Genomic DNA, 4,412 nt, shown 5'->3' with positions numbered 1-4,412 from the left:
CGGTCGGCGACGATCGTGCCGCGGGCGCAGGTAATTCTGTGACGCTCGCCGTCGAGCCGGTCGAGCTGCGTGACGGCCGCGTGCTCGTACACACGTGCGCCGGCCCGCACGGCCGCTTGCGCGAGGCCGACGCCGAACTTGCCCATGTGCATCTGCGCGCCGTTGCGCTGCAGAAGCCCGCCGTAGAAACCGTCGGATGCGATTTCATCGCGGATTCGCGACGGCTCGATCAGTTCGATGTCGGGATCGACATCGCGCCGCAACGCGTTGAAGGTCTTTGCGAGCCCCGCGAAGTGCTGCGGTTTCGCGGCGAGCTTCAGCTTGCCCGCCCGCCGGAAATCGCAATCGATCGCCTGTTCGGTGACGATCGTCTCGACGCTCTTCACCGCGCTTTCGTAGGCGCGATAGAACTGCTTCGCGGGCTCGGCACCGATGCGCGCGGCCAGCGACGCGTAGTCCTGCGCGACGCCCGTATTGCACTGGCCGCCGTTGCGGCCGGACGCTTCGCCGGCGACTTGCGCGGCTTCGAGCACGACCACCGAGACGCCCCGCTGCGCGAGCGCGAGCGCCGCCGACAAGCCGGTGAAACCGCCACCGATCACGACCACATCGGCCCGCCCTTCGACGGGCCCAACGCTGCCGGCGCGAAACGCGGGGCGGGTATCCAGCCAGTACGATTCCAGTTTCATCGGATCCTTCTTTTGCATGCCTGCAACGACGATCGGCGACCGTTCAATGAGAATCATTTAATCACCGTCAAAAACCGCAGTTGCCGCGTATTCGCGCGCGGCGCGCGTACAAATCGCCGTTTTGCGCGACCGCCGCAGCAGACTATGCGGCGGCCCGTCCACCGCACCGCGCGATGAACGGTTCGCGCACCCCGCACTACGGTTGCACCGGCGTGACACCGGCCGGCACCGGCTCCGCCTGGAAACTCGCGAGATCCTCCTCGCTGCGATGGCACAGCACCTGCGCGCCGTTGCCGAGCGTGCGCAGCGACGGGGCCGTCCGGTTGCACACGCCGTCCACCCGCATCGCGCAGCGCGACAGGAACGGACACAGCTCGTCCTCGTTCTCGCGCTCGCCGATCGGCACCAGCGGCCGGTGACAACGCTCGGCCGCATCGTCGAGCCAGCCCGCGCGCAGTTCCGGCGCGGACGACACCAGCAAGTGCGAGTACGGGTGATAAGGCGGCGCGCACAGCGCGTCGCGGCTGCCCGTCTCCACGCGGCGGCCCGCATACAGCACGACGATGTCGTCGCTGATCGCGCGCACCTTCGCGATGTCGTGCGTGATGAACACGTACGACACGCCGAGCTTCGCCTGCAGGTCGCGCAGCAGCTCGATGATCGCGGCGCCGACCACGGTGTCGAGCGCCGACGTGACCTCGTCGCACAGGATCAGGTCGGGCTCGGCCGCGAGCGCGCGCGCGAGGTTCACGCGCTGCTTCTGCCCGCCCGACAGCTCGCCGGTACGCCGCGACGCCACCGCCGGCGGCAGCCGCACGAGCTCGAGCAGTTCCGCGACGCGCTGGCGTGCACGCGCGCCCTTGATCCCGTGATAGAACGCCAGCGGCCGCGCGAGCGTGCGTTCGACGGTATGCACCGGGTTGAGCGCGGTATCGGCGTTCTGGAACACGATCTGCACGCGGCGATGCTGCTCCTTCGTCCGCTTGCCGATATCGCGCGCGAGCGGCTCGCCGTCGAGCAGGATCGTGCCGCCGGTCGCCGGCACGAGGCCCGCGATCACCTTCGCGAGCGTCGTCTTGCCAGAGCCCGATTCACCGATCACACCGACCGTCTGCCCGCGCCCGATGCGCAGGTCGACTTCGTGCAGGATCACCTTCGCGGGCCAGCCGTTCGCGGCGCGGCCGCCGTAGCCGGCGATCGCGCCGCGCACGTCGAGCAGCGGCGCCGGCGCGGCGGGCGTTTGTGCCTGCGCCTGCGTGTCGCGTTCGGCATCATTCGGCGTGACCGCCGCGATCAGGCTCTGCGTGTACGGGTGCGTCGGCGCATGCAGGATCTGTTCGGTCGCGCCCGCCTCGCGGATCACGCCGTCGCTCAGCACGACGATCCGGTCGGCCATCTGCGCGACCACGGCGAGGTCGTGCGACACGTACACCGCACTCATCCCGTAGCGCTGGATCACGCTCTTGAACGCCTGCAGCACGTCGATCTGCGTGGTCACGTCGAGCGCGGTGGTCGGCTCGTCGAGAATCACCAGCTCCGGATCGGTGATCAGCGCCATCGCGGCCATCAGCCGCTGCAGCTGACCGCCCGACACCTGGTGCGGATAGCGCTTGCCGATCGTCTCCGGCTCCGGCAGCGCGAGCGCGCGAAACAGCTCGACCGCCTTCGCCTGCGCGTCGCGCTTCGTCATCGTCTTGTGGATCAGCGCGGCCTCGATCACCTGGTCGAGAATCGTGCGCGACGGGTTGAACGCGGCGGCGGCGCTCTGCGCGATATACGCGACCTTGCGCCCGCGCAGCGCGGTCAGCGCCGCAGCCGAAAGCGTGCACACGTCGGTGCCGTCGAGCTTCACCGAGCCGCCGGCGATCCGGCATCCGGTACGCGCATGGCCCATCAGCGACAACGCGATCGTCGTCTTGCCGGAGCCCGATTCGCCGATCAGCGCGAGCACCTCGCCGCGCCCGATGTCGAAGTCGACGCCGTGGACGATCGTCGTTTCCTCGCCGCCCGGCCGGCCGCCGACCACGCGCAGCCCGCGCACCTCGACGAGCGGGTTCGATTCGTGTCGCATCAGTGTCCTCCGGCGGCGCCGGCCGCGCCCTTGCGGCGGCCGCGATGCGGCAGGCCGTCGATCATCAGGTTGACGCCCACCGTCAGGATCGCGATCGCGACCGCGGGCATGATCGCGACGGCCGAGCCGTCGCCGAGGCTCGCGATGTTCTCGCGCACGAGCGAACCGAGGTCCGCATACGGCGGCTGCACGCCGAGCCCGAGAAAGCTCAGGCCGCTCAGCAGCAGCACGACGAACGTGAAGCGCAGCCCGGTATCCGCCAGCATCGGGTGGATCATGTTCGGCAGCATCTCGACGCACGCGATGTACAGCGCGCTTTCGCCGCGCGCCCTGGCCACCTGCACGAATTCGAGCGTGCTGATGTTGACCGCCAGCGCGCGCGCGATCCGGTACGAGCCGGGCATGTAGCTGATCGCGGCGGTGAGCACCAGCAGCGGCAGCGACGAGCCGAACGCGGCGACGAGCATCAGCGCGAACATCTTCGACGGAATCGACGTGAGCGCGTCGAGCAGCCGGCTCATCGTCTCGTCGACCGCACGGCCCGACACGGTCGCGAGCAGCCCGAGCGTCGTGCCGGTCACCGCGGCGAGCAGCACCGCGGCCAGCGCGAGCAGCACGGTCAGCCGCGCGCCGTACAGGATTCGGCTCAGCATGTCGCGGCCGAGGAAGTCGGAGCCGAACGGTAGCTTCGCGCTGAACGGCGCGAACACGTCCGGCGTGACGATCGCGCCGACGTCATGCGGCGCGATCAGCGGTGCGAACACCGCGACGAACAGCATCAGGCCGACCATCGACAGGCCGACGCGGCCGCCGGTCGTCAACGCGATGCGCGCGCCGCGGCGCTTGCGCGGCTGGTCGGGGGCCGGGGCGGCAGGCGGCATGCTGCCCCGCCCCAGGGGCGGGTCGCCGGAGGGCGGCAGCGCGCTGCTGCGTTGTACGGGTTCGATCGGTTGCATGGGCGGCATCTCGGAAGAAAGACGAAACACTCAGGTGCGCAGTCGCGGGTTCGACACGATCGAGCACAGGTCGGCGAACAGCACGAGCGTCAGGTAAGCGACGCAGAAGATCAGCGTGCACGCCTGGACCAGCGGGAAATCGCGGTTGCTGACGGCATCGACCATCAGGCTCGCGAGGCCCGGATAGTTGAAGATCGTCTCGACGACGATCACGCCGCCGAGCAGATACGACAGGCTCAGCGCGATCGCATTGGCGATCGGGCCGATCGCGTTGGGCAGCGCATGGCGCAGCACGACGCGCGCGGGGCTCGCGCCCTTCAACGTGGCCATCTCGACGTACGACGCGCTCAATTGCTCGATCACCGCGGCGCGCGTCATCCGCGCCATCTGCGCGATCACGACCGCGCACAGCGTCAGCACCGGCATCGCATACGCACGCAGGAAATCGTGCAGGCTTTCGATCGGACCGCTGTACGACAGCGCGGACAGCCAGTGCAGCTTCACCGCGAACACGAGCACGGCGACCGTCGCGATCAGGAATTCCGGCGTCGCGACGAGCGACAGCGTGCCGAGGCTGATCACGCGGTCGATCACCGATTCGCGCTTGACCGCCGCGAGGATGCCGAGCAGCAGCGCGATCGGTACCGACACGGCGGTCGTGATCGCCGCCAGCGCGAGCGACTTCGGCAGGCGCCC

4 protein-coding genes are annotated in these 4,412 nt (G+C 69.4%); all 4 read right to left on the bottom strand.

Features of this window, described 5'->3' with window-relative positions; genetic code table 11:
• On the bottom strand, positions 1-689 hold a 689-nt coding region (locus H3O04_RS34145), incomplete at its 3' end, for an NAD(P)/FAD-dependent oxidoreductase (RefSeq protein WP_442862859.1).
• A gap of 196 nt (positions 690-885) precedes the next feature.
• Positions 886-2,760 (bottom strand): ABC transporter ATP-binding protein, encoded by a 1,875-nt coding sequence (locus H3O04_RS34140; protein WP_023474565.1) that lies wholly within the window; start codon positions 2,758-2,760, stop codon positions 886-888.
• Positions 2,760-3,716 (bottom strand): ABC transporter permease, encoded by a 957-nt coding sequence (locus tag H3O04_RS34135; protein WP_043886355.1) that lies wholly within the window; start codon positions 3,714-3,716, stop codon positions 2,760-2,762. Before H3O04_RS34135 ends, H3O04_RS34140 begins: the two co-directional genes overlap by 1 nt.
• A 30-nt stretch (positions 3,717-3,746) precedes the next feature.
• Positions 3,747-4,412, bottom strand: a 666-nt coding sequence (locus H3O04_RS34130; protein ID WP_202589380.1) for an ABC transporter permease, incomplete at its 5' end; no start/stop codon positions are given.

The organism is Burkholderia sp. KCJ3K979 (genome assembly GCF_016759955.1).
In the GTDB taxonomy this organism is placed as follows: domain Bacteria; phylum Pseudomonadota; class Gammaproteobacteria; order Burkholderiales; family Burkholderiaceae; genus Burkholderia; species Burkholderia orbicola.
Note: the sequence above shows the minus strand (reverse complement) of the source record. Positions and strands in the feature narration are given on the sequence as shown.